This is a genomic window from Polynucleobacter sp. SHI8, from assembly GCF_027944005.1.
Taxonomy (GTDB): domain Bacteria; phylum Pseudomonadota; class Gammaproteobacteria; order Burkholderiales; family Burkholderiaceae; genus Polynucleobacter.
The window spans coordinates 638,345-663,484 of sequence record NZ_AP027204.1; the positions used below are offsets into that span (position 1 = coordinate 638,345).

The following is a 25,140-nucleotide window of genomic DNA, read 5'->3' on the forward strand; positions in this document are numbered from 1 at the left end:
CTAGGACTTGATCTAAACATCGGGGCCGGTATAAGGGCGCATCAATAAAACACTAGATTGAAGCTCACCATACCAGCCCCAGCAAATTTGCTGGGGTTTTTTATTTTAGGAAATGAAGTTTTAGGAGAACGAGAATGAATCAAGTAGCGCAAGAAAAAGTCATTATTTTTGATACCACTTTAAGAGATGGTGAGCAATCCCCAGGTGCGTCGATGACTAAAGATGAAAAGGTCAGAATTGCCCGTCAACTCGAGCGTTTGAAGGTTGATGTCATTGAAGCTGGATTTGCAGCAAGTTCACCTGGTGATTTTGAAGCCATCAAGGCAGTAGCAGCAGCCGTCAAAGACTCCACCATTTGTTCTTTAGCAAGAGCCAATGATAAAGATATTTCGAGAGCAGCTGAGGCGATAGCTGCGGCCAATTCAAAAAGGATTCATGTGTTTCTTGCCACGAGTGAGTTGCACATGAAGATAAAACTCAGAATGACTAGGGAGCAAGTCCTGGAGCAGGCGATACAGTCGATAAGGTTCGCTCGCAATTTTACGGATGATATTGAATTTTCTCCAGAAGATGGCTACCGATCTGATCCAGAGTTTTTATATCAAGTTCTTGAAGCTGTCATTAAAGAGGGTGCAACAACGATCAATGTGCCTGATACCGTTGGTTACGCCATACCCGAATTATATGGTGAGTTCATCTTGGATTTGCGTAACAAAATACCAAATTCTGACAAAGCCATTTGGTCAGTTCATTGTCATAATGATTTAGGGTTAGCAGTTGCAAACTCTTTAGCGGGAGTTCATATTGGCGGAGCAAGACAAGTAGAGTGCACAATTAATGGACTGGGTGAGCGAGCTGGTAATACAGCACTTGAAGAAATTGTGATGGCAATCAAAACACGTAAAGACTATTTTAATTTAAGCGTTGATACCGATATTTCTCAAATTGTTGCAAGCTCAAAAATGGTTTCTCAAATCACTGGTTTTGTTGTTCAGCCGAATAAAGCCGTAGTTGGTGCGAACGCCTTTGCCCACGCTTCGGGGATTCATCAAGACGGAGTTTTAAAAGCAAGAAACACCTATGAGATTATGCGTGCTGAAGATGTTGGGTGGAGTGCGAACAAGATTGTTCTTGGTAAGTTGTCGGGTAGAAATGCTTTCAAACAACGCTTACAAGAGTTAGGTGTTAGCCTTGATTCAGAAGTAGAAATTAATGAGGCATTTGGTCGCTTCAAAGCATTGGCTGATCAAAAGTCAGAAATTTTTGACGAAGATATTTTGGCGATTGTTTCGAATGCTGAGGTGAAAGACGGCTCTGATCATTATCGATTTGTTTCCTTGTCCCAACGTTCGGAAACGGGTGAGAAGCCTGAGTCGAAGATTGTGATGGAGGTCGGCGGTCTAGAAAGGGAGGCAAGCGCTAATGGCAATGGTCCAGTGGATGCCACCTTTAATGCGATCGAAAAAGAGGCAAATAGTGGCTCAGAGTTATTGCTATATTCAGTCAATGCAATTACGACCGGTACGCAATCTCAGGGTGAGGTGACTGTCCGGTTAGCGAAAGGTGGAAGGATTGTGAATGGTGTGGGAACAGACCCAGATATTATTGCAGCCTCTGCTAAAGCTTATCTTGGTGCTCTGAATCGCTTACACGATCCATCACTAGAAAAACTCAATGCTCAGATGGCGCCATAATTAGGAATTCGATTATCTTTAAGATGAACTTCACTACAGGTTGCTGGTCATGCAACCTGTTTCGGTGTGGTTGCTTGTTAAATAGATGATTCTCTTACATATTTAGTTTTTTAGGTTGGAGTATAAAAGAGTCTTAGGAAGATAAATCTTTTAATAAATGTAGAATTTTGCTACAATGGGAAGCTATCCTATTGAATAAGGATAGTTTTTTAATCACGGCACTTTAAAAGGTTTACAACACATGGTGTGTTTAGACTTTGGTGTTCGCAAGTAAGGAGTAAGAAATGGCTGTTAATACAGAAGCAAAAGCAGGTATTGTAAAAGAGCACGCCCGTGCAGAAAATGATACAGGTAGTCCTGAAGTGCAAGTTGCGCTTTTAACTGCTCGTATTAATGATTTAACCCCTCACTTCAAGGCAAATTTAAAAGACCATCACAGTCGTCGTGGCTTATTAAAGATGGTATCTCGCCGTCGTCGTCTTTTAGATTACCTCAAAGGTAAAGATTTAAATCGTTATAAAGTGTTAATTGAAAAATTAGGTTTACGTAAGTAAATCAGATATGCCCGCTTTCATATGCGGGCATTATTGTTTTATCAGTAGTAATAGAGTTTGGGTTTAAAGAGAAATATTTGGGTATGTGTCATTCCATTGTTGTTTTTTTAATGGATAGAACACCAATGGAATGGCATGCCCTTTCTTGTTCATTTCATCAATAAATCTCACGCTCTAATGTTCGAGGGAATTAAATCACCGTCGATAAGTGACGCAATGATGTTTTGCGTCTATTGTTCATGAATTGGAGAAAAAGATGAGTATGTTTAATAAAGTAACAAAAACGTTTCAATGGGGTAAGCACACTGTAACTATGGAGACTGGCGAAATTGCACGTCAATCTGGTGGTGCTGTATTAGTAAATGTGGATGATACCGTTGTATTAGCTACTGTAGTAGCTGCCAAGAATGCTAAACCTGGCCAGGATTTTTTCCCATTAACAGTTGATTATGTTGAAAAAACGTATGCGGCAGGTAAGATTCCAGGCGGTTTTTTCCGTCGTGAAGGACGTCCATCTGAAGGCGAAACATTAACTTCCCGTTTGATTGACCGTCCGATCCGCCCATTATTCCCTGAAGATTTTTATAACGAAGTGCAGATTGTGATTCATGTAATGTCGATCAATCCTGAAGTGCCAGCAGATATTCCATCATTGATTGGTGCATCTGCAGCTCTTGCGATTTCTGGTATTCCATTCCATGGCCCCTTAGGCGCTGCCAGAGTTGGTTACAAAGATGGTGAGTACATGCTCAATCCAACTCGTTCAGAGCAATTAGAAAGTCAGTTAGATTTAATTGTTGCTGGTACACAAAATGCAGTGTTAATGGTTGAATCAGAGGCTCACGAGTTGTCAGAAGAAATCATGTTAGGCGGAGTTGTATACGGACATGATCAAGCAAAAATAGCCATTGATGCGATTCAAGATTTAGTACGCGAAGCTGGTAAACCAGAATGGGATTGGAAGCCTGCACCGAAGAATGAAGAACTCATTTCTAAGGTAACAGCCTTAGCTGAAGAAGGTCTTCGTGCTGCTTATCAAATTCGTCAAAAACAAGCACGTTCAACAGAGCTCAAACAAGTAACTTCTAAAGTTCTTGAGCAGTTATCTGCCGAAGGTGACGTTGATGATGTTGCTGTTGGAAATATTTTGTTTGGTTTAGAGTCCAAGATTGTTCGTAGCCAAGTTCTCAGTGGAGAGCCACGTATTGACGGTCGTGATACAAGAACAGTTCGTCCGATTGAAATCAGAACAGGTGTATTGCCACGCACGCATGGCTCCGCATTATTTACACGCGGTGAAACTCAAGCCTTAGTAGTAGCAACATTAGGGACCGCAAGAGATGAACAAATTATCGACGCCTTAGAAGGTGAGTATCGTGATCGTTTCATGTTCCACTACAACATGCCTCCATTTGCCACAGGTGAAACTGGTCGCGTAGGAAGTCCTAAGCGTCGTGAAATTGGTCACGGTCGTTTGGCAAAACGTGCCTTAATTCCTGTATTGCCAAAGTCTGAAGATTTTGCATACAGTATTCGTTTGGTATCAGAAATTACTGAATCAAATGGTTCATCTTCCATGGCTTCCGTTTGCGGTGGATGCTTAGCCTTGATGGATGCCGGAGTTCCAGTAAAAGCGCATGTCGCCGGAGTTGCAATGGGCCTGATTTTAGATGGTAACCGTTTCGCAGTGTTAACAGATATTCTTGGTGATGAAGATCACTTAGGTGATATGGACTTTAAAGTGGCTGGTACTGCAAATGGCGTAACTGCGTTGCAGATGGATATTAAAGTACAAGGTATTACGAAAGAAATTATGCAAGTTGCTTTAGCGCAAGCTAAAGAAGGTCGTTTGCATATTCTGTCAAAAATGCAAGAGTCAATGTCTACAGTTCGTACTGAGTTGTCAGAGCATGCTCCAAGAATGGTTACGATTAAGATCCATCCAGACAAGATTCGTGAAGTGATTGGTAAGGGTGGAGCGACGATTCAGGCATTAACGAAAGAAACTGGTTGCAGTATTGATATTCAAGATGACGGTACAGTAACGATTGCTTCAACAAGTGCTTCAGGCATGGAAGAGGCAAAGCGTCAAATTGAAGGAATAACTGCTGAAGCCGAAGTGGGCAAAATCTATGAAGGCCCAGTGGTCAAGATTTTAGAGTTTGGTGCATTAGTTAATATTCTTCCAGGCAAAGATGGTTTATTACATATCTCTGAAATCGCTCATGAGCGCGTTAAGGAAGTAAAAGACTTCTTGCAAGAAGGACAAATCGTTAAAGTGAAGTTGTTAGCTGCTGACGAGCGTGGTCGTTTGAAGTTGTCTATGAAAGCATTGTCACCTGAAGAAGGTGGTCCATTGCCTCCAGTAGCACAACAACCAGCGATTGTTGCTGAAGAGGCTGCTCCTGTAGTTCAAGAGCAACCACCTGCAGAACAGTAATTCATTTTGTAGTTGAAATGCGCCCCATACTCATTATTGCGAATTGGAAGTTAAATGGTAATTGGTCATTTAATGAAGAGTATGCGAGCGCATTTTCAAATGGTTTAAAAGAGGTTGATGTAACAGGGCGTCAGATCGTGATTTGTCCACCCAGTATTTATTTACAGCAATTGAATGGTTTGATTCTTGATCAAGAAATTTACTTTGGTGGGCAGGATCTTTCTGATGAAATTTCTGGCGCATTTACTGGAGAAATTTCAGGGGTCATGCTCAAAGAGTTTGGTTGTCGATATGTTTTAGTTGGACATTCTGAACGCAGAGTGCGTCATCAAGAATCCAATGAAGTGGTTGTGAAAAAAGCGCTCAATGCCATTGCTGCAGGTTTGATACCTGTAGTTTGTGTTGGTGAGACTTTAGAACAGCGTCAAGCCTTGCAAATGCAAGAAGTGTTGTCGAAGCAAGTAGATTCTATTTTGCAGGGTTTGGGTGAGCAGGCAGAGCAGATCGTATTGGCTTATGAGCCCATTTGGGCAATTGGCACTGGTCAAACAGCTAGTGCTGAGCAAGCTCAAGAAGTGCATGGATGGTTAAGAGAAACAATTGGCAAAACAAGCCATAGTATTGCGGAAAATTTACCAATTATTTACGGCGGAAGTGTGAAGTCTGATAATGCTAAACAGTTATTAGAGATGTCTGATATTGATGGTTTACTCGTTGGCGGGGCTTCATTAGTAGTCTCAGAATTTTTAGCAATTTGCCAAGCTGGCAAAGTTATATAACGTAGGAAAGGTAGAAAAATATGGAATGGTTAAAAACGTTACTCATGGTGGTGCAAATTATCTCCGCTATTGGCGTGATTGGGCTCGTATTAGTCCAACAAGGTAAAGGGGCTGATATGGGGGCCGCTTTTGGATCTGGAGCCTCAGGCAGTATCTTTGGCGCAACAGGCTCTTCCAACTTCTTATCCAGAACAACGGGCATTTTAGCTGCGGTGTTTTTCTTGTCGACGCTTTCGATTAGTTATGTTGGCACTAAACATGAAACTGATGCTGGTGTTTTATCAAAGCCTAGTGCGATTACTGTTCCTGATCAACCTGGAGCTGATCCAGCAAAACCTGCAGCAAAAGAAGTTGACTCCACTCAAGGGTCTTCTGTACCAAAATAAATAGATAATTATGAAATAATTTTGCCCTTCCTCATCAAAAGGGATAAAATAACACCTTGTTTTACAGATGCCGTCGTGGTGGAATTGGTAGACACGCTATCTTGAGGGGGTAGTGGCCTAAGGCTGTGCGAGTTCGAGTCTCGCCGACGGCACCAAGTTTTATTTCTGTCATCAAATATGTTCTACAATCTTATATGTGAATGTGTAATTTTTTTGACATAAATAAATTGTGGAACAAAATTGAACCTTGGTAATTATCTCCCAGTCTTTTTATTTATCTTAGTTGGCATAGGCGTTGGCCTTGTACCAATGGCTTTGGGCAAATTGCTTGGCCCTTCTAATCCTGACCCTGAAAAAATTTCCCCGTATGAATGTGGTTTCGATGCATTTGAAGATGCACGCATGAAATTTGACGTTCGATACTATCTGGTTGCTATCTTGTTTATTTTGTTTGATCTCGAAACGGCCTTTTTGTTTCCATGGGGTGTTGCGCTTAAAGAGATTGGTTGGGCTGGATACATGTCAATGATTGTGTTTCTTTTGGAATTTGTTGTTGGATTTGTTTATATTTGGAAAAAAGGTGCTCTTGACTGGGAATAGTTAAGAGTAATAAAAATACAATGGCGCTAGAAGGTTTATTAAAAGAAGGCTTTGTCACGATGTCAGCCGATAAGCTGATTAATTGGACAAGGACTGGTTCATTATGGCCAATGACATTTGGGCTCGCTTGTTGCGCAGTCGAGATGATGCATGCCGGAGCCGCAAGGTATGACTTAGACCGATTTGGTGTAGTTTTTAGACCATCTCCAAGGCAGTCTGACCTCATGATTGTTGCGGGAACTTTGTGCAATAAAATGGCCCCAGCCCTGCGTAAAGTCTATGACCAAATGCCCGAGCCTCGCTGGGTATTGTCAATGGGCTCTTGCGCTAACGGAGGTGGCTATTACCACTATTCGTATTCCGTTGTGAGAGGTTGTGATCGTATCGTTCCAGTTGATGTGTATGTTCCCGGGTGTCCTCCTACAGCAGAGGCACTTATGTACGGCATTATTCAGTTGCAGGCAAAAATTCGTCGCACGTCAACCATTGCAAGAAAAGAGTAATTGCTGATGATGAACGAACGACTAATCCATTTGCAGCAGATATTAGAAAAAGCTTTTGGCAGTACAGGTAAGATTGAAGCTCGTATAAACGAGTTAACTCTCACAGTTCCTGCTGACCAATATCTAACAGTAGCTGAAAAATTACGTAGTGATTCCACTTTTGCTTTTGAGCAATTAATTGATTTATGTGGAGTTGATTATCAGTCCTATGGAGATTCGGTTAGAACTGATCTTCGTTTTGGCGTGGTTTCGCACCTCCTGTCAGTTAGTAATAATTGGCGTTTACGTTTGATTGTTTTGGTTCCTAATGATGATTTTCCAGTTATACCAAGCTTGACTGGCGTTTGGAGCTCCGCGAACTGGTATGAGCGTGAGGCTTTTGATCTTTTTGGAATTATTTTCGAAGGTCATGATGATCTTCGAAGACTTTTGACTGATTATGGTTTTATTGGCCACCCATTTAGAAAAGATTTCCCCGTCTCAGGTCAGGTTGAAATGCGTTATGACCCAGAGCAAAAACGTGTCATATATCAACCAATAACGATAGAGCCTCGCGAAGTCACGCCACGAGTGATACGTGAAGAAAGTTACGGCGCTTAAAATGGCAGAAATTAAAAATTACACCCTAAATTTTGGACCACAGCATCCTGCCGCACACGGTGTGTTGCGATTGGTTTTGGAGTTAGATGGCGAAGTGATTCAGCGCGCGGATCCACATATTGGATTATTGCACCGTGCTACTGAAAAATTAGCAGAGACAAGAACTTGGATTCAGAATGTGCCTTACATGGATCGTCTCGATTATGTTTCGATGATGGCCAATGAGCATGCTTATGTCATGGCGATTGAAAAATTATTGCAAATTGATGTTCCAGAGCGCGCACAATATATTCGTGTCATGTTTGACGAAATCACGCGACTCCTCAATCACTTGTTATGGATTGGATGTCACGGCTTAGACGTTGGCGCAATGGCAATTTTCCTTTACGCGTTTAGAGAGCGTGAAGATTTATTTGATATGTATGAGGCAGTATCTGGAGCGCGTATGCACGCGGCATACTACCGACCAGGCGGGGTCTATCGTGATTTGCCTGATCAAATGCCACAGTACACAGCGAATAAGATTCGTGGTGAAAAAGCAATTAAAAAGATTAATGAAAATCGAACAGGTTCCTTACTCGATTTTATTGAAGATTTTACGAACCGTTTTCCTGGTTATGTGGACGAATATGAAACATTGCTTACCGATAACAGGATTTGGAAACAGCGCTTGGTTGGAATTGGCGTCGTCACTCCAGAGCGTGCATTGCAATTAGGCTTTACTGGCGCAATGTTACGTGGTTCCGGAATTGAATGGGATTTACGTAAGAAGCAACCTTATGAAGTCTATGACAAGCTTAAATTTGATATTCCAGTTGGTGTGAATGGTGATAGTTATGATCGCTATTTAGTTCGCGTGGAAGAAATGCGTCAATCGAATAACATCATTAAACAATGTATTACCTGGTTAAGAGCGAATCCTGGGCCCGTCATTAGTGATAACCATAAAGTAGCTGTACCTAATCGTGTGGATATGAAATCCAATATGGAAGAGTTGATCCATCACTTTAAGTTATTTACTGAGGGTATTCATGTGCCGCCGGGTCAAGCTTATGCTGCGGTAGAGCATCCTAAAGGTGAGTTTGGTATTTATGCAATCTCTGATGGAGCTAATAAGCCTTATCGTTTAAAAATTCGCGCCCCAGGTTTCCCTCATTTAGCGGCTTTAGATGAAATGGCAAGAGGTCACATGATTGCAGATGCTGTGACCATTATTGGCACCCAAGATATTGTGTTTGGCGAAATAGATCGTTAGGAAAATAGAGATGCTGTCGGAAAATTCTTTAAAGGAAATTGCTCGAAATGTAGCAAAGTATCCAGCTGAGCAAAAGCAATCAGCTGTTATGGCTGCATTAGCAGTAGCTCAGGATGAGTATGGATGGTTAACAGCTGATGCGATTGCTGAGGTAGCTACGATATTAGACATGCCTGCTATCTGGGTTCAAGAAGTTGCTACTTTTTATAATATGTATAACACCGTAGAAACTGGCAAATTTAAATTATCCGTTTGTACCAACCTCCCATGTGAGTTGTCTGGTGGCAAACGCGCTGCAGAATATTTGAAGCAAAAGCTGGGTATTGGATTTGGTGAAACCACCACATGCGGTACATTTACCCTTGTAGAGGGAGAGTGTATGGGGGCTTGTGGAGACGCACCTGTGGCGCTAGTGAACAATAAAAGAATGTGTAGTTGGATGACAAACGACAAAATTGATGCGCTGTTGGATGAGTTGTCTGCTGATCAGAAAGTGACGGGATAAATAATGACTTCACTCCATGATTTACATATTAAGCCTTTAATTTTGGCTAATCTGAATGGTGCGAATTGGCATTTACAAGATTATGTAGCTAGAGGTGGATATTCTTCCTTACGTAAAATTTTGGAAGAAAAAATTACTCAAGATCAAGTCATCGCAACCGTCAAAGCATCAGGACTCAGAGGTCGAGGCGGTGCAGGATTTCCAACAGGACTGAAGTGGAGTTTTATGCCACGTCAATTGCCTGGAGATAAATATTTAGTTTGTAACTCAGATGAAGGTGAGCCGGGTACTTTTAAAGATCGTGACATCCTTCGCTACAATCCCCATGCCCTAATTGAAGGTATGGCTATTGCAGCATATGCAATGGGTATCCCAGTTGGGTATAACTATATCCATGGTGAGATCTGGAATGAATACGCTATCTTTGAAAATGCTCTAGATGAAGCTAGAGCTGCAGGATTCTTAGGTGACAAGATCATGGGTTCCGAATTCTCCTTTCAATTACATGCGCATCATGGATATGGCGCATATATTTGTGGCGAAGAAACAGCCTTACTGGAATCATTAGAAGGTAAAAAAGGTCAACCACGCTTTAAACCACCATTTCCGGCGAGTTTTGGGTTGTATGGCAAACCAACAACCATTAATAATACGGAAACCTTTGCCGCTGTGCCGTTCATCTTTGCAATCGGGGCTGATCAATACGCGCAGTTAGGTAAACCAAATAATGGTGGTACTAAGATTTTTTCAGTCTCAGGCGACGTCACTCGCCCAGGTAATTATGAAGTTCCACTAGGTACGTCATTTGCAAAGCTTTTAGAACTTGCTGGCGGCATGCGAGATGGTAAAAAAATTAAAGCGGTAATTCCGGGCGGTTCTTCAGCTCCCGTGATTCCTGGAGAGATGATGTTAGCGACGGATATGGACTATGACAGCATTGCAAAAGCTGGCTCCATGTTAGGTTCTGGAGCGGTGATAGTGATGGATGAGACCCGTTGTATGGTCAAGTCCTTATTAAGACTCTCTTATTTTTATCATGAAGAGTCTTGTGGGCAATGTACTCCATGTCGAGAAGGTACTGGATGGTTGTGGCGTATGGTCAATCGTATTGAGCATGGTCAAGGCCGTCCTGAGGATTTAGATTTGCTCAATGATGTTGCTGGCAACATTATGGGAAGAACGATTTGTGCTTTAGGTGACGCTGCTGCGATGCCTGTTCGAGGCATGTTGAAGCACTACATGCCTGAGTTTGTGTATCACGTCGAGAATAAGCGTTGTCTTGTTCCGCAATATGTTTAATGATTAAAGATCAAAGTGAGTAAGCAGAATGGTTGAAATTGAGATTGATGGCAAATTAGTCGAAGTCAAGGAAGGCTCAACGGTCATTCAAGCCGCGCAAAGCATTGGCACGTACATTCCGCATTTTTGTTATCACAAAAAATTATCGATCGCGGCCAATTGCAGAATGTGTTTAGTTGAAGTTGAAAAAGCACCTAAACCAGTTCCGGCATGTGCTACACCAGTTAATAAAGGTATGAAGATCTTTACTAGGTCTGAAAAAGCCGTTAATGCTCAAAAATCAGTGATGGAGTTTTTGCTGATTAATCATCCCTTAGATTGTCCGATTTGTGATCAAGGTGGTGAATGTCAATTACAAGATTTAACGATGGGTTATGGAAAATCAACCTCACGTTATCAAGAAGAAAAAAGAGTCGTGTTTCATAAAAATGTAGGACCATTGATTTCTATGGAAGAAATGAGCCGTTGTATACATTGCACGCGCTGCGTTCGCTTTGGGCAAGAAATTGCTGGCGTGATGGAACTTGGCATGTTGGGACGTGGGGAGCATTCAGAAATCACATCTTTTGTAGGTCAAACGGTGGATTCCGAGATGTCGGGCAATATGATTGATATCTGTCCAGTAGGTGCTTTAACTAGTAAGCCATTTAGATACGCTGCTAGAACATGGGAATTAGGTCGGAAAAAATCTTTAAGCCCGCACGACTCGATGGGGAGTAACACCATCATTCAAACGAAATCTGACCGTGTCATGCGTGTTGTGCCGTTTGAAAATGAAGCTATTAACGAATGTTGGATTTCTGATAAAGATCGCTTTGCTTATGAAGGTTTAAATAGTGAAGACCGTTTGCAACAACCACTGATTAAACAAAACGGTGAGTGGTTAGAAACTGATTGGCAGAGTGCTTTAGAATATGTTGCAAGTGGACTATCTGGCGTCAAAGCAGATCATACCGAGAAAGCGATTGCAGCGATTGCGCATCCGATGAGCTCTGTTGAAGAGCTTTATTTGTTACAAAAACTCATTAAAGATTTAGGTTCAGATGACGTTGAAACACGTCTGCGTCAAATAGATCCAACGAATGATATTGCAGTGCCTTGGTTAGGTCGTCCGATTGCAGAGCTAGAAAAATTACAAAAAGCTTTGATTATCGGGAGCTTTTTGCGTAAAGATCATCCACTCATTGCAACGCGTTTACGTAAAGCAACGAAAGCTGGTTTACAAGTTTTAAGGTTGGATACAGGGGCTGATGATTGGTTCATGCCAGCGCAACCGATGACACTTGCACCCTCTATGTGGTTGAGCGCTCTGCAAGCCATTGCAACTGAAGTTGCAACAGCCAAATCCATCTCAGCACCTTTGAATGGTTCCCAAGGGAATGTACAAGCAGCAGTATTTGCACAGGCCTTATTAAGTGGTGAACAAAAATCGATTTTCATTGGTAATACAGCTCTAGCACATCCACAAGCAACTCAAATCGTAGCTTGGGCGCAGTGGATTGCCGATCAAACTGGCGCGACACTAGGTTTCCTTGGTGAAGGAGCAAATTTTGTTGGTGCAAAATTAGTTGGTGCAACGAGCCAAGGTATCCAGCCGATCTTAGACGGATCTAAAAAAGCAGTTGTCTTGTATCAAGTTGAACCAAGTATGGACTTGGCAAATCCTGGCATAGCAAAAGAAGCCCTCCTACAAGCACAGACAGTCATTGCGATGAGTTCCTTTATATCGGATGATTTACTGGAACTGGCAGATGTGATTTTGCCCATCACGCCCTACAGTGAACAAGCTGGAACTTATATCAATATTGTTGGCGATGTACAAACAGTTCAAGCCTCTGTAAGACCTTTAGGTCAAGCTCGACCAGGATGGAAAGTACTTCGCGTATTAGGTGATTTACTCAAGTTAGATGGCTTCCAGTTCAATGCAGTAGATGAGGTAATGAATGCGGCATTAGGTGGACTTGATATTCAAGCATCTTTATCGAATAAAACTCAAGTGAGTCTTGCACAAGGTCCATCACCTACGACAAATGGTGTCGAGCGCGTAGCAGATGTCCCAATTTACTTTACTGACTCGATTGTGCGTAGAGCACCATCTTTGCATTTGACTGTCGATAGTAAGAATGCCATGAAGGCAGGACTATCACCAGACTTATTTGCCAAGTTTGAGCTCAAAGAGGGTGATGTGATCAAAGTTTCACAAGGAAATCATTCTGTTGTTTTACCGGCCACATTACAAAAAGGATTAGCCGCAGGAGTTATCAGAATTGCAACTGGAACACCAGCAAGTGCAGAACTTGGAAGTTCTTTTGGTGAATTAATCGTGGAGCGTGCTTGAAATGATTGAAACCATAACAACTCAAGGCGAAGCCATATTTGGTCAAGCATGGCCATTGGTGTGGGCGCTTTTACGTATCGTTATTATCGTTTTGCCGATGTTTGCCTGCGTTGCTTATCTTACCTTATGGGAACGTAAACTGATTGGTTGGATGCATACTCGGATGGGTCCTAACCGTGTGGGACCTTTAGGACTTTTACAGCCAATTGCCGATGCTTTGAAATTACTCCTAAAAGAAATCATCCAGCCGATTCGTGCGAATAAATTACTGTATATCGTGGGTCCTGTGATGGTGATTGCGCCTGCATTTGCAGCTTGGGCTGTAGTGCCATTTCAGGATGGTATGGTTCTCGCAGATGTGAATGCTGGACTACTCTATGTGATGGCAATTACTTCGGTAGGTGTTTACGGAGTGATACTCGCTGGTTGGGCATCGAATTCAAAATACGCATTCTTGGGCGCCATGCGGGCTTCAGCACAAATGGTTTCTTACGAAATCGCCATGGGTTTTGCATTAGTTACCGTTTTAATGGTGACAGGATCCCTTAATCTTGGGGATATTGTCCGTTCACAATCGCAAGGTTTTTTTGCTTCTCATGGAATTAATTTCTTATCTTGGAATTGGTTGCCATTACTACCGATGTTTATGATTTACTTTATTTCAGGAGTTGCTGAAACTAATCGTCACCCATTTGACGTTGTAGAAGGCGAATCTGAAATTGTGGCAGGTCACATGATTGAGTATTCAGGAATGGCATTTGCGATGTTCTTCCTTGCAGAGTATGCCAACATGATTTTGATTACGACCATGTGCGCAACCTTATTCTTGGGTGGTTGGTTACCAATTTTAGACTTACCCATACTGAGAGACATTCCAGGATTTTTCTGGTTATTTGCTAAAACTTTTATTCTCTTATCGATTTTTATTTGGTTAAGAGCTTCATTGCCTAGGTATCGTTACGATCAAATTATGCGTTTGGGATGGAAAGTATTTATACCCTTATCCGTTTTTTGGGTTGTCGTTGTTGGCGCATGGATTGTTTCACCATGGAGTGTTTGGAAATAATGACGCTCTACACTACAGGAACCACAAATGTTAAATAATGTCCGCGAATTTTTAAACAGCTTACTTCTGAAGGAAGTGTTTAAAGGCATGGGTCTTACAGGTCGTTATTTGTTTGCGCCGAAGACTACGATTCAGTATCCGGAAGAAAAAACACCGATGTCACCACGTTTTCGCGGATTGCATGCGTTGCGTCGTTACCCTAACGGTGAAGAACGTTGTATTGCCTGCAAAATGTGTGAAGCAGTTTGCCCAGCGATGGCAATCACGATTGAATCAGACTTACGTGACGACGGTACACGCCGCACATCACGCTATGACATTGATTTAACCAAGTGTATTTTTTGCGGTTTTTGTGAAGAGGCTTGTCCAGTTGATGCGATTGTAGAGACACACATTCATGAATATCATGGCGAAAAGCGTGGTGATTTGTACTTTACAAAAGATATGTTACTAGCAGTTGGTGATCAGTTTGAAAAAGAAATTGCAGCGAATAAAACAGCAGATGCAAAGTATCGATAAGAATAAAAATGATGAACTTCAATCCTACCTTAATATTTTTCTATAGCTTTGCCGCAGTGCTTGTACTATCAGCATTAAAAGTGATTACAGCAAAAAATCCTGTCCATGCAGCCTTGTTTTTAGTCTTGGCATTTTTTAATGCAGCTGGTATTTGGATGTTGTTAGAAGCCGAATTTTTATCTATTGCGCTCATCTTGGTCTATGTTGGTGCTGTGATGGTTTTATTCCTGTTTGTGGTGATGATGCTCGATTTAGATATTGCGCACTTGCGAAATCAATTTAAACAGTTCATACCTGTAGCCTCCTTAGTTGGCGCCGTAATTGTTGCTGAAATGACATTAGTTTTAGTGAGAGGCTTTATTGGTACCGTTAATCCATTACCAAAGACCACCCCAGAAGGCGAAAGTAATTCCATGAGTCTTGGCAAGATGATTTATGGGGACTATGTGTTTAATTTTGAAATTGCAGGAATTATTCTGCTTGTTGCAATTATTGCCGCCGTTGCCTTGACACTTCGTCGTCGTAAAGATCATAAGACACAAGATATTGCTTCACAGATTCGCACCAATCCTGCAGATCGAGTCAGGATTGTATCGATGGAGTCAGAAAATGAGAATCGTCAGACTGGAAAAAAATCATGATTACACTCGCTCATTATTTAGTCTTGGCTGCCATGTTATTTGCCATTGGCATCATTGGTATCTTTTTAAATCGTAAAAACATCATTGTGTTATTGATGTCTATTGAGTTGATGCTTCTTGCCGTCAATACTAATTTCATTGCATTCTCGCATTATTGGGGCGATATGCTAGGTCAAGTATTTGTCTTTTTTATTTTGACAGTTGCTGCGGCAGAAGCTGCTATAGGACTAGCTATCTTAGTGATTCTATTCCGAAGCAGTGATACCGTCAGTACAGAAGATCTTGGACAGTTAAAAGGTTAATAGGGCTATTCGATAGAAAACATCATGACGTCAACATTAAATCCCTCTCTATTAATACTTATTCCCATGGCGCCGTTGATTGGTGCGATATTAGCCGGTTTTTTGGGCACCAAATTCATGGGCAATCAACTTGGTAGAACAGCCTGCCACCGGATTACGATTCTTGGCGTTGCGATTGCTTGCGGTTTATCGATTTATGTATTGACCCAAGTGATGGCTGGAGCTCGTTTTAACGGCAATTTGTATGAGTGGATGCGTTTTGGTGATGAGCTGGTCCTTAATATTGGATTTTTAATCGATCCACTATCGGCGATGATGATGGTCGTCGTCACTTTTGTCTCACTCATGGTGCATATTTACACGATTGGTTACATGCATGAGGATGAGGGGTATAACCGTTTCTTCTCCTATATTTCATTATTCACATTTGCAATGTTGATGCTGGTGATGAGTAATAATTTCCTACAACTCTTCTTTGGATGGGAAGCAGTAGGATTAGTCTCCTATTTACTGATTGGTTTTTGGTATACCAAGCCAACAGCGATTTTTGCCAATATGAAAGCCTTTTTAGTCAATCGTGTCGGTGACTTTGGCTTCATACTGGGTATTGGATTGATCTTTGCAAATACTGGCACAATGGATTATCAAACGGCGTTTGGCCAAGCGCAAAATATTGCAGCCCAAACATTACCAGGCACGAGTTGGGAATTAATGACCGTTGCTTGTATTTGTTTATTCATCGGGGCTATGGGTAAATCTGCACAGTTCCCCTTGCATGTTTGGCTCCCTGATTCGATGGAAGGTCCAACACCTATTTCAGCGTTGATTCATGCTGCGACCATGGTTACGGCTGGTATTTTCATGGTGTCGCGGATGTCACCATTCTTTGAGTTATCTGACACCGCACTTTCATTCATCTTAATTATTGGTTCGATTACCGCCTTGTTCATGGGTTTTTTAGGTATCGTCCAAACGGATATCAAGCGAGTTGTGGCTTATTCAACATTGTCCCAGTTAGGATATATGACCGTTGCCTTAGGAGTTTCGGCTTATCCAGTCGCGATTTTTCACTTAATGACCCATGCGTTCTTCAAAGCACTCCTATTCCTTGGAGCGGGTAGTGTGATTATGGGAATGCATCATGATCAAGACATGCGTAATATGGGTGGCCTCAGAAAATATATGCCGATTACTTGGATTACCTCACTGATTGGAAGTCTAGCCCTCATTGGAACCCCATTCTTTTCAGGTTTTTACTCAAAGGACTCCATTATTGAAGCAGTTGCCGAGAGCCACATTTATGGCTCAGGTTTTGCTTATTTCGCCGTTATGGCAGGGGTCTTTGTAACCGCTTTTTACTCATTTAGAATGTACTTCTTAGTCTTCCATGGCAAAGAGCGCTTTGGGCATGCTCATGATGATCATAGCCATAGCGATGACCATCACCATCACGGGTTAGCTCCCGGGCAAAAGCCACATGAGTCTCCGTTAGTTGTTACCTTGCCACTGATTCTATTAGCAATACCTTCGGTCTTTATTGGTTACATTGCGATTGAGCCGATGTTATATGGTGGATTTTTTGACCAGTCAATTTTCATTGATGCCAAGGCTCATCCAGCAATGGAAGAGTTAGAAGGGGCCTTTCATGGAGCATTCAATATGGTGGTTCATTCTTTGACATCGCCTGTTTTATGGTTAGCCATAGCCGGGGTAGCAACCGCAGCGATTTTCTATCTAGTCAAGCCAGAGATTCCTGCAAAGATTGCTGAAATCTTTGCACCACTCAAAAAAGTGTTGGACAACAAATATTATTTAGACGATTTCAACCAAGCTGTATTTGGTCGTGGTGCACAGATCATCGGTAATGGATTTTGGAAGTTAGGTGATCAAGCTGCTATTGATGGATTTATTGTCAATGGGAGTGCGAAGGTCGTTGATTGGTTCTCCAAATTAGTTCGACATTTTCAATCTGGGTATTTATATCATTACGCCTTTGCCATGATTATTGGCGTAGTAGGTTTGATTGCTTGGATACTTTTCACCCATTTGGGTTCAATTCAATAAGCGGCCAGTTATGATTTTATCTTTAGCAATTTGGATGCCGATTGTATTCGGAGTATTGATTTTAGGAAGTGGTTCTGACACCAATAAGTCCTATGTCCGTTGGATGGCATTATTTGCAGCGACCTTAAGTTTTATCATTACGCTTCCGCTCATTACAGATTTTGATACGGCGAGTGCTGGTATGCAGTTTGTTGAAAACATTCCATGGGTTCAGCGTTATGACCTAAATTACTATTTGGGTGTTGACGGAATCTCTGTTTGGTTTGTTGTTCTCACCTCTTTCATTACAGTGATTGTTATTCTTGCCGGTTGGGAAGTCATTCAGGATCGTGTTGCGCAGTATATGGCAGCATTTTTAATTTTGTCAGGCTTAATGATTGGTGTATTTTCAGCCTTAGATGGTTTGCTGTTCTATGTGTTCTTTGAAGCTACACTGATTCCGATGTACATCATCATTGGTGTATGGGGTGGTAAGAAAAGAATCTATGCAGCATTTAAATTCTTTTTGTATACCTTGCTTGGGTCGCTTCTCACGTTGATTGCGATTTTGTATTTATATAACGCAACAGACTCTTTTAATATTCTTGAGTGGCATCAGGCACAACTTAATTTCACAGAACAGTTATTGATATTCTTTGCATTCTTAATGGCGTTTGCAGTGAAGGTCCCCATGTGGCCGGTACACACTTGGTTGCCAGATGCGCACGTTGAAGCTCCAACAGGCGGTTCGATTGTCTTAGCTGCGATTATGCTGAAGTTGGGAGCTTATGGCTTCTTAAGATTCTCATTACCTATTGCACCAGATGCCAGCATTTATTTGGGACCATTTATCATTGCTTTATCTTTGATTGCTGTTATTTACGTTGGTTTGGTAGCTCTTGTACAAAAAGATATGAAAAAATTGGTGGCATATTCCTCGATCGCTCATATGGGTTTTGTGACCTTAGGATTTTTCATTTTTAACCAGATGGGACTTGAAGGTGGGATTATTCAAATGATTTCACACGGATTTATTTCTGGCGCGATGTTTTTCTCCATTGGGGTTTTATATGACCGGATGCACACTCGTGAAATCGCGGATTACGGTGGTGTCGTAAACACAATGCCGCGCTTTGCAGTGTTTGCCGTTTTGTTTGCGATGGCTAATTGCGGTTTACCTGCAACTTCAGGATTTATTGGTGAGTTTATGGTCATACTTGGTGCGATTGATTATGATTTCACGATTGGAGTACTTGCTTCTACCGCGCTCATCCTTGGAGCTGCCTATTCATTATGGATGACTAAAAGAGTGTTTTTTGGCGCCGTGACTAATGATCATGTTGCTCAATTAACTGATATCAATGCAAGAGAGTATCTCATTCTTGGAATACTAGCGATATTAACCATTGGTATGGGCGTTTATCCAAAGCCTTTCACCGATATTATTCATCCAGCGGCGGTTGAGTTACTCAAGCATGTCGCGATGACAAAGATTTAAAGAACTGGAACTAGCATGCAAGCCATTGACTTATTAGAAATTTTGCCCGAGTTAATTTTATTACTCGTAATTTGTTTCATTTTATTAGTTACGCCATTCTTTAAAGAAAAAGAAGTAAATGATGACGATGTATTTTTCACTCCAAATGCAGCTAGTTTTGCTTATCAATTAACAATTCTGACATTACTTGTATTAGCAATCATGTTTGCGATGCGGGTGAGTGATGTACCTATGCGCATCATGAATGGTTTGTACATTGTTGATCCATTTTCAAACGTCTTAAAATCCGTGTCTGCGATTGCAGTGATGGTGACACTCATTTATTCAAAACAATATTTAATCGATCGTCAACTCTTTAGAATAGACTACATTGCACTTGTCTTATTGGCTTTGCTGGGACAGTTCGTAATGATTTCAGGCGCGAATATGTTGACCCTCTATCTGGGCCTCGAGTTACTCGCCTTATCGACGTATACATTAACTGCTATGCGCCCGAACTTTCCTAGAGGCATTGAAGCTGGCATGAAATACTTCATTTTAGGAGCCTTATCATCGGGGTTCTTGCTGTATGGGATGTCCATGATTTATGGTGCTACAGGCTCATTAGATTTAGACGATATTTTGCGTAACACCAGCAATGATGCTGTGATGCACTTAGTGCTTTCTTTTGGTATTGTGTTTTTGCTTGCAGGCCTTGCATTTAAATTAGGCGCAGCACCATTTCATATGTGGGTACCTGATGTCTATGATGGGGCGCCGACATCTGTCACCCTGTTAATAGGTGGAGCACCTAAAATCGCTGCCTTTGCAATTACCTTTAGATTATTAGTTGGTGGTTTACAAAATCTGGATGTGGATTGGCAACCGATTTTAATTTTCTTATCCGTTACGTCATTAATCGTTGGAAACTTAACGGCAATTGCTCAAACCAACATTAAACGGATGTTGGCTTATTCAACGATTTCTCATATGGGATTTATGCTGCTTGGATTCCTTTGTGTATATGATGAGCTTGCATACAGCGCTTCTTTCTTTTATGCCGTCACTTATGTTTTGTCCACACTCGGCACCTTTGGCCTGTTGATGATTTTGTCGAAAAAAGGTTTTGAATGTGAAACCATAGATGACTTAAAGGGTCTTAACCGCCGCAGTCCATTACTGGCCTTCATTATGTTGTTGCTCATGTTCTCCTTAGCGGGTATTCCACCAACAGTTGGATTTATTGCAAAATTATCTATCTTGGATTCTTTGGTTGATGCAGGATATCTTGGCTTAGCCATATTTGCCGTTATGGCATCTTTAGTCGGCGCGTTTTACTATTTGCGTGTTGTAAAAACAATGTATTTTGAAGAGCCAACGGATAATAGTGTAATTACTGGGCAGGGATTTGCAAAAGGAATATTGACTATTAACGGGATTTTTATCCTTTTAGCAGGCATCTTCCCTGCATTCCTTACAACACTTTGTTTACAGGCCATGAGAACATCTCTGCAGGGCTGATGGCAACGAGTTTCCCATTGATTCCCAATCTTGACGATTTGCCCGAGGGTGATGAGCATCTTCGTGAAGTGACTGTAGAGTCAAAGTCTGTTTATGAAGGTTACTACTTGAAATTGATTCAAGATCAGGTTCAGTTACCCAATCGTCAAACTGCAGGTAGAGAGTACCTCATCCATCCCGGAGCAGTTGCCATAGTACCGATATTGCCAGATGGCAGAGTCTTACTCGAGAGGCAGTATCGCTATCCCTTACATCAAGCTTTTATCGAAATACCTGCTGGAAAATTAGATCTAAGTGAGAACACACTCACTTGTGCAAAGCGGGAGTTGCAAGAAGAAACTGGTTTTATTGCGAAGGAGTGGTATTTTTTAGGAAAGATACACCCGATTATTTCGCACTCCACTGAATTTATTGATATTTATGTAGCTAAAGATTTAGAAATGACCCAAGCCAGCCTAGATGACGGTGAGTTTTTAGACATTTTTGGTGCTTCTTTAAAAGAAATCCACGAATGGATTAAAGAAGGAAAAATAACTGACGTTAAAACTATTATCAGCTTCTATTGGCTTCAAGAGTTTAATAGTCGTTAAATCAATCATATTCTATTATTTAAATAGAATATGAATTAGTGTCATAATTTAGAATAAATATTAATTTGAAATATGAAAAATATGAAAGTATATAACTTGGCTTGTCCTCTTAACCATCAATTTGAAGGATGGTTCACCTCTGAGGAAGATTTTTCATCACAAAAAGAGCGCTCAGTATTATGCTGTCCGATGTGTGATAGCGTTGAAATTGCCCGTATGCCATCTGCGCCATACATTGGCGGTAAAGGTCATAAACATAGCGGTTCCACATTTGATGCCTTTGAGAAGGCAGCACTCAATATGCCTTCAACAAGCGATGCGATGCATTTGAGTCCTGAGCAAAAAGTACTGTTTCAAGAAAAAATGCAGGCCATGATGTTGCAAGTCGTTCGTGAAATCATGGAAAAGACAGAAAACGTGGGCGAATGCTTTGCTGAAGAAGCGCGCAAAATTCATTACAAAGAATCTCCTGAGAGAAGTATTCGTGGGGTAACTACGATTGATGAAGCAGCTGAACTAATGGATGAGGGTATTGAGGTTTACTCGTTGCCGGTGCCACCATCGTTAAAAAATACACTGCAATAAGTTTTTTAAATATAAAAAAAGCCCTCAATTAAATTGAGGGCTTTTGTTTTGTAGAGAATTATTTAATCGTTGGCATAACGAATTCGCCACCTTTAGAAATACTCTCAGGCCAGCGTTGCATAATGCTCTTTTGTTTCGTATAAAAACGCACACCTTCACGACCGTAAGCATGCATATCACCGAATAATGAGTTTTTCCAACCACCAAAACCATGCCAAGCCATTGGAACAGGGATTGGAACATTGATGCCAACCATTCCGACTTGGATGCGTCTCGCAAATTCACGAGCAATATTGCCATCACTCGTGAAGCAAGCAACACCGTTCCCGAATTCATGAGCGTTAATTAAGTCGACAGCTTGACTAAAGTTTTCTAGACGTACACAAGAAAGAACTGGGCCAAAAATTTCTTCTTTATAGATTTTCATGTCAGTTGTGACATTGTCAAATAACGTACCACCCAACCAAAAACCATTTTCTAAGCCAGGCACAGTAAAGTTGCGACCATCAACTAATAATTTTGCACCTTCATCCACACCAGCTTGGATATAAGAGCTGATACGATTTTTAGCAATAGACGTCACAATTGGACCCATCTCTGCATCGAGTTCCATACCGTTTTTGATTTTTAATGATTTTGTTTTTTCAATCAAAGCGGGCATGACACGCTCTGCGGCAGAGCCAACAAGAACTGCAACCGAAATCGCCATACATCGCTCACCAGCCGAACCGTAAGCAGCGCCAACAAGGGCGTCAACCGCCTTATCAATATCGGCATCAGGCATGATGACCATGTGATTTTTAGCGCCACCCAACGCTTGTACACGCTTACCAAAATGCGCGCTACGCTCATAAATATAATTAGCGATAGGAGTTGAGCCTACAAAGCTGAGAGCTTTGACATCAGGATTCTCAATTAATGCATCGACCGCTTCTTTGTCTCCTTGAACCACATTAAAAATACCATCTGGAAGACCAGCTTCTTTAAACAGATCTGCCAAAAATAAAGAGGCAGATGGATCTGTAGGGCTTGGCTTGAGAATAAATGTATTACCACTAGCAATCGCCATTGGGTACATCCACATAGGAACCATGACTGGGAAGTTGAACGGCGTAATACCAGCAACTACACCTAAAGGTTGGCGCATTGTCCAGTTATCAATATTCGTTGAGACCTGTTCCGTATATTCACCCTTGAGGAGTTCTGGAATGCCACATGCAAACTCAACAATTTCGATACCGCGAGTTACTTCACCTTGCGCATCTGTAAAAACCTTACCGTGTTCTGCAGTAATAATTGCCGCTAATTCGTTTTGATGTTTATTTAACAGTTCAAGATACTTAAACATGATGCGAGCACGGCGCAGCGGAGGAGTATCAGCCCATTTAGGAAAGGCTGCTTGAGCAGCTGCAACAGCTTGATTGACATCTGCTGTACTTGCCAACGCTACTCGGCGACTTTTTTGACCGCTCGCTGGATGATAGACATCTTGAAAGCGTCCAGATGTTCCAGAAAATCGTTGTCCGGCAACATAGTGAACTACATCATCAGAAGAAGTAAAGGCGGCAGTTGTCATACAAGTCTCCAAAGGAAATCAATTGAATAATTAGAATATTTTACATTCTTGAACCACTTAATGCTGATAAATAACAAAACTCTATAAAAGCATTTAAATAATTCGAGCGATAATAGAATTTTTGATCAATGATACGAAATGAGATGGATGCACCTGTGAATCGAGAGACATGGCTTCAAAACGCTGTACAGGCCTTAGAGCCTATTTTTTCAGCTGTTGGGTATGGTATTCCACCGCTCAAAGTTTCCTGTGGATTTGCTGCATCAAGCAGTCCTAGAACCACATTAGGCCAGTGCTGGCCTCGTCAAAGATCGACTGAAATGGTTAACGAGATTTTTATTTCCCCAAAAATTGATGATCCAGTTGAAGTATTAGACACTTTAGTCCATGAAATCTGCCATGCGGTTGATGATTGCCAATCTGGTCATGGAGCTGATTTTCAAGGAATTGCACAGGTTGTAGGGCTTGAGGGACCTGCACGGATGGCAATGGCTGGTCCTGCACTGAAGATTCGATTAATGACAATTAGTCAAAAATTAGGAGATTATCCTCATCGCGCCCTTAACTTTCCACCACCAAGGCCAAGTAATGCAACTAGAGCCAAAGCAAAATGTCCTGAATGTGGATATGAGGTGAGTCTTCTGAAGCGTTGGGCAGATTATGGAGCACCTATTTGTCCAAAGGATAAAATAAGGATGGAAGAATACGCAAAAGAAACTTTTGAACCAAGTATTGAGAATGTCGATGATCAACAAAAAGAAATTATTCATAGGGCGGTAAGTTAAAAATGACAAAAAAACATGAAATTGCAGTCATTGCAGGAGATGGTATTGGCGTAGAGGTTATGCCGGAGGGGTTACGAGCACTTGAAGCGGCCTGTAGAAAATTTGGTATTGATCTGCAATTGAATCATTATGACTTCGCAAGTTGTGATTACTATGTAAAACATGGCAAGATGATGCCTGATAATTGGTTTGATTTATTGGTTGGACAAGATGCGATTTTCTTTGGTGCAGTTGGCATGCCCAAGTTGGTTCCTGACCATATTTCTTTATGGGGAAGTCTGATTCAATTTCGTAAGCGCTTTGATCAGTATGTCAACTTGCGCCCAGTTAAACTGATTCCGGGAGTTCCAAGTCCATTAGCCAATCGCAAACCTGGCGATATCGACTTTTATGTTGTCCGTGAAAATACTGAAGGTGAGTATTCCAATGCGGGTGGTATTTTGTTTGAAGGAACTGATCGTGAGTTTGTGATTCAAGAAACAGTCATGACTAGAACAGGTGTTGATCGAATCTTAAAGTACGCTTTTGAATTAGCCAATAAGCGTGAAAAAAAGCATTTAACTTCTGCTACTAAATCAAATGGCATCTCCATTACGATGCCTTATTGGGATAAGCGAGTAGCCAATATGGCAACACACTATCCAGAAGTGAAAGTTGATCAATTTCATATTGATATTTTGACGGCTTTCTTTGTGCAAAGACCACAGCATTTTGATGTTGTCGTAGGTAGTAATTTATTTGGTGATATTTTGTCTGATCTTGGACCTGCTTGTACCGGCACGATTGGTATTGCTCCATCGGGCAATATCAATCCTGAAGGAATCTATCCTTCCTTATTTGAGCCCGTTCATGGTTCAGCCCCTGATATCGCTGGACGAGGAATTGCTAATCCAATTGGACAAATTTGGAGTGCAGCGATGATGCTTGAACATTTAGGTTATCCTGAAGCATCGAAAGCGATTGTGGATGCCTTTGAAAAAGTGCTAGCTGCGGGTCCAGCGCATGCACCATTTACGCCAGATATGGGCGGCACAGGTAATACGCAGGATTTTGGTAAGGTTATTGCCGACGCTATTTAACAA

Annotated in this window: 24 protein-coding genes and 1 tRNA gene; 24 read left to right on the top strand and 1 reads right to left on the bottom strand. The window is 41.5% G+C overall.

Annotation, left to right across the window (positions count from 1 at the left end; translation table 11 throughout):
* The first annotated feature begins 134 nt into the window (after nt 1-134).
* The 22 genes from QMN06_RS03275 to QMN06_RS03380 all read left to right on the top strand — a co-directional run bounded on the left by QMN06_RS03275 (nt 135) and on the right by QMN06_RS03380 (nt 21,697).
* The gene (locus QMN06_RS03275; RefSeq protein WP_281971100.1) at nt 135-1,694 is read left to right on the top strand and encodes a 2-isopropylmalate synthase; all 1,560 of its coding nucleotides are present in this window, start codon (nt 135-137) and stop codon (nt 1,692-1,694) included.
* A gap of 284 nt (nt 1,695-1,978) precedes the next feature.
* Nucleotides 1,979-2,248 carry a 30S ribosomal protein S15 gene (rpsO, locus tag QMN06_RS03280; RefSeq protein ID WP_281971101.1) on the top strand — a complete coding sequence of 90 codons (270 nt, stop codon included), beginning with the start codon at nt 1,979-1,981 and terminating at the stop codon, nt 2,246-2,248.
* A gap of 256 nt (nt 2,249-2,504) precedes the next feature.
* Nucleotides 2,505-4,688, top strand: coding sequence for a polyribonucleotide nucleotidyltransferase (gene pnp / locus QMN06_RS03285; protein ID WP_281971102.1), 2,184 nt, complete (start codon nt 2,505-2,507; stop codon nt 4,686-4,688).
* 17 nt (nt 4,689-4,705) lie between these two features.
* Nucleotides 4,706-5,467: a triose-phosphate isomerase gene (tpiA, locus tag QMN06_RS03290; protein WP_281971103.1), complete on the top strand. Its 762-nt coding sequence runs from the start codon at nt 4,706-4,708 to the stop codon at nt 5,465-5,467.
* 20 nt (nt 5,468-5,487) lie between these two features.
* The gene (gene secG / locus QMN06_RS03295) at nt 5,488-5,853 is read left to right on the top strand and encodes a preprotein translocase subunit SecG (RefSeq protein WP_281971104.1); all 366 of its coding nucleotides are present in this window, start codon (nt 5,488-5,490) and stop codon (nt 5,851-5,853) included.
* A gap of 69 nt (nt 5,854-5,922) precedes the next feature.
* A tRNA-Leu gene (locus QMN06_RS03300) sits at nt 5,923-6,008 on the top strand.
* Between the two features lie 85 nt (nt 6,009-6,093).
* Entirely contained in the window at nt 6,094-6,453 is a 360-nt protein-coding gene (locus QMN06_RS03305; RefSeq protein ID WP_281971105.1) for an NADH-quinone oxidoreductase subunit A, read from the top strand.
* A 20-nt stretch (nt 6,454-6,473) separates the two neighbouring features.
* Nucleotides 6,474-6,956, top strand: coding sequence for an NADH-quinone oxidoreductase subunit B (locus tag QMN06_RS03310; RefSeq protein ID WP_281971106.1), 483 nt, complete (start codon nt 6,474-6,476; stop codon nt 6,954-6,956).
* Nucleotides 6,957-6,965: 9 nt separating this feature from the next.
* The gene (locus QMN06_RS03315) at nt 6,966-7,556 is read left to right on the top strand and encodes an NADH-quinone oxidoreductase subunit C (protein WP_281971713.1); all 591 of its coding nucleotides are present in this window, start codon (nt 6,966-6,968) and stop codon (nt 7,554-7,556) included.
* Between the two features lies 1 nt (nt 7,557).
* Complete coding sequence (locus tag QMN06_RS03320) at nt 7,558-8,811, top strand: NADH-quinone oxidoreductase subunit D (RefSeq protein WP_281971714.1); 1,254 nt, start codon at nt 7,558-7,560, stop codon at nt 8,809-8,811.
* 10 nt (nt 8,812-8,821) lie between these two features.
* Nucleotides 8,822-9,316 (top strand): NADH-quinone oxidoreductase subunit NuoE, encoded by a 495-nt coding sequence (nuoE, locus tag QMN06_RS03325; RefSeq protein WP_281971107.1) that lies wholly within the window; start codon nt 8,822-8,824, stop codon nt 9,314-9,316.
* A 3-nt stretch (nt 9,317-9,319) separates the two neighbouring features.
* Nucleotides 9,320-10,615 carry an NADH-quinone oxidoreductase subunit NuoF gene (nuoF, locus tag QMN06_RS03330; protein WP_281971108.1) on the top strand — a complete coding sequence of 432 codons (1,296 nt, stop codon included), beginning with the start codon at nt 9,320-9,322 and terminating at the stop codon, nt 10,613-10,615.
* 28 nt (nt 10,616-10,643) lie between these two features.
* A complete protein-coding gene (gene nuoG / locus QMN06_RS03335) occupies nt 10,644-12,953 on the top strand; it encodes an NADH-quinone oxidoreductase subunit NuoG (protein ID WP_281971110.1) in 2,310 nt (769 codons plus the stop codon).
* A 1-nt stretch (nt 12,954) separates the two neighbouring features.
* Complete coding sequence (gene nuoH / locus QMN06_RS03340; protein WP_281971112.1) at nt 12,955-14,019, top strand: NADH-quinone oxidoreductase subunit NuoH; 1,065 nt, start codon at nt 12,955-12,957, stop codon at nt 14,017-14,019.
* A 27-nt stretch (nt 14,020-14,046) separates the two neighbouring features.
* Entirely contained in the window at nt 14,047-14,538 is a 492-nt protein-coding gene (gene nuoI, locus QMN06_RS03345) for an NADH-quinone oxidoreductase subunit NuoI (RefSeq protein WP_281971113.1), read from the top strand.
* Nucleotides 14,539-14,549: 11 nt separating this feature from the next.
* Nucleotides 14,550-15,179, top strand: coding sequence for an NADH-quinone oxidoreductase subunit J (locus QMN06_RS03350; protein ID WP_281971715.1), 630 nt, complete (start codon nt 14,550-14,552; stop codon nt 15,177-15,179).
* The gene (nuoK, locus tag QMN06_RS03355) at nt 15,176-15,481 is read left to right on the top strand and encodes an NADH-quinone oxidoreductase subunit NuoK (protein WP_281971114.1); all 306 of its coding nucleotides are present in this window, start codon (nt 15,176-15,178) and stop codon (nt 15,479-15,481) included. Before QMN06_RS03350 ends, nuoK begins: the two co-directional genes overlap by 4 nt.
* A gap of 24 nt (nt 15,482-15,505) precedes the next feature.
* On the top strand, nt 15,506-17,545 hold the full coding sequence (gene nuoL, locus QMN06_RS03360) for an NADH-quinone oxidoreductase subunit L (protein WP_281971115.1): 2,040 nt from the start codon (nt 15,506-15,508) through the stop codon (nt 17,543-17,545).
* Nucleotides 17,546-17,555: 10 nt separating this feature from the next.
* A complete protein-coding gene (locus QMN06_RS03365; protein WP_281971116.1) occupies nt 17,556-19,022 on the top strand; it encodes an NADH-quinone oxidoreductase subunit M in 1,467 nt (488 codons plus the stop codon).
* 15 nt (nt 19,023-19,037) lie between these two features.
* The gene (gene nuoN, locus QMN06_RS03370; protein WP_281971117.1) at nt 19,038-20,522 is read left to right on the top strand and encodes an NADH-quinone oxidoreductase subunit NuoN; all 1,485 of its coding nucleotides are present in this window, start codon (nt 19,038-19,040) and stop codon (nt 20,520-20,522) included.
* Nucleotides 20,522-21,112 (top strand): NUDIX hydrolase, encoded by a 591-nt coding sequence (locus QMN06_RS03375; protein ID WP_281971118.1) that lies wholly within the window; start codon nt 20,522-20,524, stop codon nt 21,110-21,112. The genes nuoN and QMN06_RS03375 overlap by 1 nt, the downstream gene beginning before the upstream one ends.
* An 81-nt stretch (nt 21,113-21,193) precedes the next feature.
* Complete coding sequence (locus tag QMN06_RS03380; RefSeq protein WP_281971716.1) at nt 21,194-21,697, top strand: DUF1178 family protein; 504 nt, start codon at nt 21,194-21,196, stop codon at nt 21,695-21,697.
* Between the two features lie 58 nt (nt 21,698-21,755).
* Here the strand turns inward: QMN06_RS03380 and QMN06_RS03385 are convergent, their stop codons facing one another.
* A complete protein-coding gene (locus QMN06_RS03385) occupies nt 21,756-23,273 on the bottom strand; it encodes a CoA-acylating methylmalonate-semialdehyde dehydrogenase (protein ID WP_281971119.1) in 1,518 nt (505 codons plus the stop codon).
* Nucleotides 23,274-23,401: 128 nt separating this feature from the next.
* Here QMN06_RS03385 and QMN06_RS03390 point away from each other — a divergent pair, with 128 nt between their 5' ends.
* Nucleotides 23,402-24,058 carry a SprT-like domain-containing protein gene (locus QMN06_RS03390; protein WP_281971120.1) on the top strand — a complete coding sequence of 219 codons (657 nt, stop codon included), beginning with the start codon at nt 23,402-23,404 and terminating at the stop codon, nt 24,056-24,058.
* A 2-nt stretch (nt 24,059-24,060) separates the two neighbouring features.
* Nucleotides 24,061-25,137: a tartrate dehydrogenase gene (locus QMN06_RS03395; protein ID WP_281971121.1), complete on the top strand. Its 1,077-nt coding sequence runs from the start codon at nt 24,061-24,063 to the stop codon at nt 25,135-25,137.
* Nucleotides 25,138-25,140: the final 3 nt, after the last annotated feature.

Excerpts from the sequence above, each read along its gene's own strand:
- QMN06_RS03275 (WP_281971100.1), top strand. The coding sequence starts at position 135 with ATGAATCAAGTAGCGCAAGAAAAAGTCATTATTTTTGATACCACTTTA.
- nuoN (WP_281971117.1), top strand. The coding sequence starts at position 19,038 with ATGCAAGCCATTGACTTATTAGAAATTTTGCCCGAGTTAATTTTATTA.
- tpiA (WP_281971103.1), top strand. The coding sequence starts at position 4,706 with ATGCGCCCCATACTCATTATTGCGAATTGGAAGTTAAATGGTAATTGG.
- nuoL (WP_281971115.1), top strand. The coding sequence starts at position 15,506 with ATGACGTCAACATTAAATCCCTCTCTATTAATACTTATTCCCATGGCG.
- QMN06_RS03365 (WP_281971116.1), top strand. The coding sequence starts at position 17,556 with ATGATTTTATCTTTAGCAATTTGGATGCCGATTGTATTCGGAGTATTG.
- QMN06_RS03320 (WP_281971714.1), top strand. The coding sequence starts at position 7,558 with ATGGCAGAAATTAAAAATTACACCCTAAATTTTGGACCACAGCATCCT.
- QMN06_RS03375 (WP_281971118.1), top strand. The coding sequence starts at position 20,522 with ATGGCAACGAGTTTCCCATTGATTCCCAATCTTGACGATTTGCCCGAG.
- pnp (WP_281971102.1), top strand. The coding sequence starts at position 2,505 with ATGAGTATGTTTAATAAAGTAACAAAAACGTTTCAATGGGGTAAGCAC.
- QMN06_RS03395 (WP_281971121.1), top strand. The coding sequence starts at position 24,061 with ATGACAAAAAAACATGAAATTGCAGTCATTGCAGGAGATGGTATTGGC.
- QMN06_RS03380 (WP_281971716.1), top strand. The coding sequence starts at position 21,194 with ATGAAAGTATATAACTTGGCTTGTCCTCTTAACCATCAATTTGAAGGA.
- nuoK (WP_281971114.1), top strand. The coding sequence starts at position 15,176 with ATGATTACACTCGCTCATTATTTAGTCTTGGCTGCCATGTTATTTGCC.
- nuoG (WP_281971110.1), top strand. The coding sequence starts at position 10,644 with ATGGTTGAAATTGAGATTGATGGCAAATTAGTCGAAGTCAAGGAAGGC.
- nuoE (WP_281971107.1), top strand. The coding sequence starts at position 8,822 with ATGCTGTCGGAAAATTCTTTAAAGGAAATTGCTCGAAATGTAGCAAAG.
- nuoH (WP_281971112.1), top strand. The coding sequence starts at position 12,955 with ATGATTGAAACCATAACAACTCAAGGCGAAGCCATATTTGGTCAAGCA.
- QMN06_RS03310 (WP_281971106.1), top strand. The coding sequence starts at position 6,474 with ATGGCGCTAGAAGGTTTATTAAAAGAAGGCTTTGTCACGATGTCAGCC.
- rpsO (WP_281971101.1), top strand. The coding sequence starts at position 1,979 with ATGGCTGTTAATACAGAAGCAAAAGCAGGTATTGTAAAAGAGCACGCC.
- secG (WP_281971104.1), top strand. The coding sequence starts at position 5,488 with ATGGAATGGTTAAAAACGTTACTCATGGTGGTGCAAATTATCTCCGCT.
- QMN06_RS03315 (WP_281971713.1), top strand. The coding sequence starts at position 6,966 with ATGAACGAACGACTAATCCATTTGCAGCAGATATTAGAAAAAGCTTTT.
- nuoI (WP_281971113.1), top strand. The coding sequence starts at position 14,047 with ATGTTAAATAATGTCCGCGAATTTTTAAACAGCTTACTTCTGAAGGAA.
- QMN06_RS03390 (WP_281971120.1), top strand. The coding sequence starts at position 23,402 with ATGATACGAAATGAGATGGATGCACCTGTGAATCGAGAGACATGGCTT.
- nuoF (WP_281971108.1), top strand. The coding sequence starts at position 9,320 with ATGACTTCACTCCATGATTTACATATTAAGCCTTTAATTTTGGCTAAT.
- QMN06_RS03385 (WP_281971119.1), bottom strand. The coding sequence starts at position 23,273 with ATGACAACTGCCGCCTTTACTTCTTCTGATGATGTAGTTCACTATGTT.
- QMN06_RS03350 (WP_281971715.1), top strand. The coding sequence starts at position 14,550 with ATGAACTTCAATCCTACCTTAATATTTTTCTATAGCTTTGCCGCAGTG.